This window comes from Pseudonocardia lacus, from assembly GCF_018531445.1.
Taxonomy (GTDB): domain Bacteria; phylum Actinomycetota; class Actinomycetes; order Mycobacteriales; family Pseudonocardiaceae; genus Pseudonocardia; species Pseudonocardia lacus.
Map to the genome: position 1 here is coordinate 1 of NZ_JAHDTH010000347.1, position 4,306 is coordinate 4,306.

A 4,306-nucleotide genomic window follows, 5' to 3' on the forward strand; every position below is an offset into this window, starting at 1 on the left:
GTCGACCCGGCCGTCCCCGCGCTGGCCGCCCGGCTGGGCGCGGCCGAGAGCGCCACCACGTCGGTCGCCGCGCTCGCCGCGGACCTCGGCTGGACCACCCGCACCCTGCACCGGCGCTGCCTGGCCGCGTTCGGCTACGGGCCCGCGGTGCTGCGCCGGGTCCTGCGCTTCCGACGGGCAACCGACCTGCTCGCCGCCGGCGTCGCACCGGCCGAGGTGGCCGCCCGCGCCGGCTACGCCGACCAGCCGCACCTGTCCCGGGAGCTGCGCGCGCTCGGCGGCACCTCGCCGCGCCGCTTCACCGCGGTCGACCGGGCCGCCTGAGAGCACCGATCGGCCTGACGGGTCAGCGGAACGCGGCAGCGTTGCGCGCCGCCCACCGCGCGAAGGGCAGCCCCGGCCGGCCGAGCACGTCCTCGACGTCGGGGGAGACACGCCGCTCGGCCGGGGTGGGCGCGCCCAGGATGGCCAGCGTCCCCTCGGCCACCGGCGCCGGCATGAACCCGAGCATCAGGGCCCGGGCCTCGTCCGGCGGCTGCTCGACGAACTCGACCGGCTCCCCGATCGCCGCGCCGACGGCCGCGGCCTGCCCGCGCGGGTCGATCGGCTCCGGCCCGGTCAGCTCGTAGACCCGCCCGCCGTGTCCTGTCCCCCGCAGCACGGCCGCCGCCACCGCGGCGATGTCCAGCGGGTCGACCACCGGCAGCGCGACGTCCCCGAAGGGCGCCACGACCGCGCGCCGGGCGCGCACCGACTCCGCCCAGGCGAAGGCGTTCGAGGCGAACCCACCCGGGCGCAGCACCGTCCACTCCAGGTCCGAACCGCGCAGCGCGTCCTCCAGCGCCGCCAGCGGCGCGTGCGAGGGCGCCCCCGGCCTCGTCCCCACCGCCTGCGACGACTGCAGCACCACCCGCCGCACCCCGCCCGCCTTGGCCGCGTCCAGCAGCGCGTCCCCGTCGACGTGCGCGCCGGCCCCGGAGACCAGCACGTACAGCGCGTCGGCGCCGTCCAGCAGCGGGCGCAGGGCGTCGGGATCGGCCAGGTCGGCCCGCCGGTGACGCACCCCGGCCGGCACCGGCGCCGGGTGCCGCGACACCGCCGTCACCCGCTCCCCCGCCGCCGCCAGCGCGTCGACCAGCGGCCGTCCGACGTTCCCGGTCGCCCCGGTCACCACGATCATCGACTTCTCCCGTCCGTTCACGATCACGACCGGGACGACGCTAGTATCACCGAGATAGTAGGTACCTAGAGGAAAGTGACTCTCCATGACCGAAGCGAGCACCCGGTGGCGGCCCGCCGTGGCCGAACCCGAGCTGGCCTGCCCGATCGCGCCGGTCGTCGACATCGTGTTCAGCCGGTGGACCACCCCGATCCTGTGGGTGCTGCACGAGTACGGCCGCCAGCGGTTCGTCGAGCTGGCCCGGCGCATCACGACCATCACCCCGAAGGTGCTCACCCAGCGGCTGCGCCAGCTCGAGCGCGACGGCATGGTCACCCGCACCCAGCACGCCGAGGTGCCGCCGCGGGTCGAGTACGAGATCACCGACCTGGGACGCAGCCTGGCGCCGTTGTTCGCGGGGCTGGCCGAGTGGGGCGCGGAGAACCTCGACCGCGTCCACCGGGCCCGCGCCACCTACGACGCCGACCCCACCCGCCCGCTGCCCGGCTAGTTGGCCCGAACGCGACTCTCGCGCGCCTACGGCGTGCGCGATCGCGACAGGACCGCGACCTGACGGCGACGCCGCCCGCACACGCGACGGGCACGGTCGGGCGGATGACGCGAGTCCCGCCCGCCGCGGCCGTCCGCTCCCCCACCGCCCGCCCGCCGCACGTGCCCGCCCTGGACGGCCTGCGCGGCGTCGCCGTGCTGGGGGTGCTGCTGCACCACGCCGGTCCGCTGCCCGGCGGGTTCCTCGGGGTCGACCTGTTCCTCGTCCTGTCCGGCTTCCTCATCACCGGGCTGCTGCTGCGCGAGGTCGAGGCGGGCGGCAGCGTCTCGCTCACCGCGTTCTGGGGCCGGCGGACCCGGCGGCTGCTGCCCGCGCTCGCCGCGGTGCTCGCCGGCAGCACGCTGCTGGTGTGGGCGCTGGGGCGGGCGGACCTGCGGCGCACCACGCTCGACGACGGGCCGTGGGCACAGTTCGGCCTGCTCAACTGGCACCTGATCGCCGGCTCGGCCGGCTACTGGGACCGGTTCGGGCCCGGCCGGGTGTTCGAGCACCTGTGGAGCATCGCGGTCGAGGAGCAGTTCTACCTCCTCTGGCCGGTGGTGCTGGTGGTCGTGGCCGCGCTGACGCGCCGCGTCGAGCCCGCCGTCGCTACGATCGCGGCGACGGCCGCGATCGCGTCCCTGGTGGTGGCGGTCGCGCTCGCCGGTACGCCCGACCCGACGCGCGTGCACATGGGCACCGACACCCGCGCGTCCGCGCTGCTGCTGGGCGCGCTCGTGGCGACCCGTCCGGTGCGGGGCGTGCTGGCCCTGGCCACCGGTCGGTGGGCGGCCGCGCTCGCGACGGCGCTGGCCGCCGGCCTGGCCGCGATGTGGGTGCTCGTCGACGGGGAGCGCTCGGCGTGGCTGTTCGGCGGCGGGCTCGTCGCGCACTCGCTGGCCGCCGCGCTGCTGGTCGGGCTGTGCGCGCGGACGCCGAGCGGGCCGGCCACCGCCGCGCTGGGGTGGGGGCCGCTGCGCTGGACGGGTCGGATCTCCTACGGCCTGTACCTGTGGCACTGGCCCCTGCTCGTGCTGGCCGGACCGGGGCGGGGCCCGGTCGCGACGGCCGCCGCGTGCGGGCTGGCGATCGGCCTGGCCGCGCTGTCGACCCACCTGGTCGAGGACCCGATCCGGTACCGCGCCCGGTGGGCCAGGGGGCGCCGCGGGCTGATCGCGGCGGCCGCGGTCACCGCCGGGCTCGCCGCGCTCTGGTGGGCACTGCCCGCGCCCGCCGCGCCCGCCGTCGACGTCGCCGGGCTGAGCTGATCAGCCGGTCAGCGGGCAGGTCCGCGGCTCGTCCGAGCCCGGCGCCGGCAGGGTGAACCCCAGCTGCACGCGGGTGCCCCGCTCCCCGCCGCCCTGCACGTGGACGCCGAGGGCGGTGCACACGATCTGGTCGACGCCCAGCGGGCTCACCTCCGCGGCCGCCAGCGGCACGACCAGCCGCAGCAGGCCCGGCGCGGTGGTGACCTCGACCCGCTCGGTGACCACCGGGGCGATCTCGGTGCGCAGCCCCGAGCCCGGCCCCGGCCCGCTCAGCAGCAGCGACACCGCCCCGTCGACCGTGCCCAGCCGGTCGGTGGGGCGCTGCTGCGGGTGCAGCCGCCCGTCGGCGTCGACGAAGTACAGCGTCACCCCGGGCGCCACGCCGGTCGGGGCCGCGCCGCCGTCCAGCACGCCGGACGGCCCCACGCCGCAGCCCGCCAGCAGCGCGGCCACCGCGCACACCCACGCCGCCCGCCTCACCCGGCCCACCTCCCCCGCGGCAGGCGCAGCACGAACCGCGCGCCGCGCCCGTCGGCCGTCGTCGGCTCCTCCACGGTGATGTCGCCGCCGTGCAGTCGGGCGTTCTCCCGGGCGATCGCCAGCCCGAGCCCGCTGCCCGGCGCGCGGGTGCGGGCCGGGTCGCCCTTGGCGAAGCGGTCGAAGACGCGCGATCGCCTGTGCGCGGGCACGCCCGGCCCGCCGTCGACGACCTCGACGCGCACCTCGTCGCCGCGCACCGAGACGAGCACGCGCACCGGCGGGCCGCCGTGCTCCAGCGCGTTGCCGACCAGGTTGGCCAGCACGACGTCCAGCCGGCGCCGGTCCACCCGCAGCTCGAGCCCTTCCGGGGCCAGCACCTCGACCCGGTCCAGCCAGCCCCGGGCGCGCAGGCAGTCGCGCACCGCCCCGGCCAGGTCCACGTCCTCCACGTGCAGCCGGGCGGTGCCGGCGTCCAGCCGGGAGACCTCCATGAGGTCCTCCACGAGCCCGACCAGCCGGTGGGTCTCGGCGATCGCCAGCTGCGCGGACTCCCGCGCGTCGGCGTCGGGCACCTCCGCGGTGGCCGCCGCCAGCACCTCGACGACCGCCGTCAACGTGCTCAGCGGCGTGCGCAGCTCGTGGGAGGCGTCCGCGGCGAACCGCCGGGCGTCGGCCCGCATCCGCCGCATCTGGGCCATGGACGCCTGCACCGACTCGGCCATCGCGTTGACGGTGGCGGTCAGCTCGGCCAGCTCGTCGGCGCCGCGGGGCGGCGTGCGCGCGGCCAGGTCGCCCGCCGCCAGCCGGCGCGCGGTGTCGCGGAGCTCGCGGACCGGGCGCAGCACGCCG

6 protein-coding genes are annotated in these 4,306 nt (G+C 78.0%); 3 read left to right on the forward strand and 3 right to left on the reverse strand.

The window, feature by feature from the left end; all coding sequences use genetic code 11:
* The coding region (locus tag KIK08_RS37420; RefSeq protein WP_214408052.1) for a helix-turn-helix domain-containing protein at positions 1-324 on the forward strand (324 nt) is incomplete at its 5' end.
* 22 nt (positions 325-346) lie between these two features.
* Here KIK08_RS37420 and KIK08_RS37425 read toward each other — a convergent pair.
* Positions 347-1,180 (reverse strand): SDR family oxidoreductase, encoded by an 834-nt coding sequence (locus KIK08_RS37425; RefSeq protein WP_214408056.1) that lies wholly within the window; start codon positions 1,178-1,180, stop codon positions 347-349.
* An 85-nt stretch (positions 1,181-1,265) separates the two neighbouring features.
* On the opposite strand from KIK08_RS37425, the gene KIK08_RS37430 reads away from it, so the two are divergent.
* Both KIK08_RS37430 and KIK08_RS37435 read left to right on the forward strand, forming a co-directional pair.
* Positions 1,266-1,670: a winged helix-turn-helix transcriptional regulator gene (locus tag KIK08_RS37430; protein ID WP_214408053.1), complete on the forward strand. Its 405-nt coding sequence runs from the start codon at positions 1,266-1,268 to the stop codon at positions 1,668-1,670.
* Between the two features lie 104 nt (positions 1,671-1,774).
* Positions 1,775-2,977: an acyltransferase family protein gene (locus KIK08_RS37435; protein ID WP_214408054.1), complete on the forward strand. Its 1,203-nt coding sequence runs from the start codon at positions 1,775-1,777 to the stop codon at positions 2,975-2,977.
* Here KIK08_RS37435 and KIK08_RS37440 read toward each other — a convergent pair whose 3' ends face one another.
* Together KIK08_RS37440 and KIK08_RS37445 are read right to left on the reverse strand one after the other, a co-directional pair.
* Positions 2,978-3,457 (reverse strand): hypothetical protein, encoded by a 480-nt coding sequence (locus tag KIK08_RS37440; RefSeq protein WP_308258140.1) that lies wholly within the window; start codon positions 3,455-3,457, stop codon positions 2,978-2,980.
* The coding region (locus KIK08_RS37445) for a HAMP domain-containing sensor histidine kinase (protein ID WP_214408055.1) at positions 3,454-4,306 on the reverse strand (853 nt) is incomplete at its 5' end. The genes KIK08_RS37440 and KIK08_RS37445, both read right to left, overlap by 4 nt.

Bases quoted from the DNA above. Each gene is read 5' to 3' on its own strand.
- KIK08_RS37435 (WP_214408054.1), top strand. From the start codon at position 1,775: ATGACGCGAGTCCCGCCCGCCGCGGCCGTCCGCTCCCCCACCGCCCGC.
- KIK08_RS37425 (WP_214408056.1), bottom strand. From the start codon at position 1,180: ATGATCGTGGTGACCGGGGCGACCGGGAACGTCGGACGGCCGCTGGTC.
- KIK08_RS37430 (WP_214408053.1), top strand. From the start codon at position 1,266: ATGACCGAAGCGAGCACCCGGTGGCGGCCCGCCGTGGCCGAACCCGAG.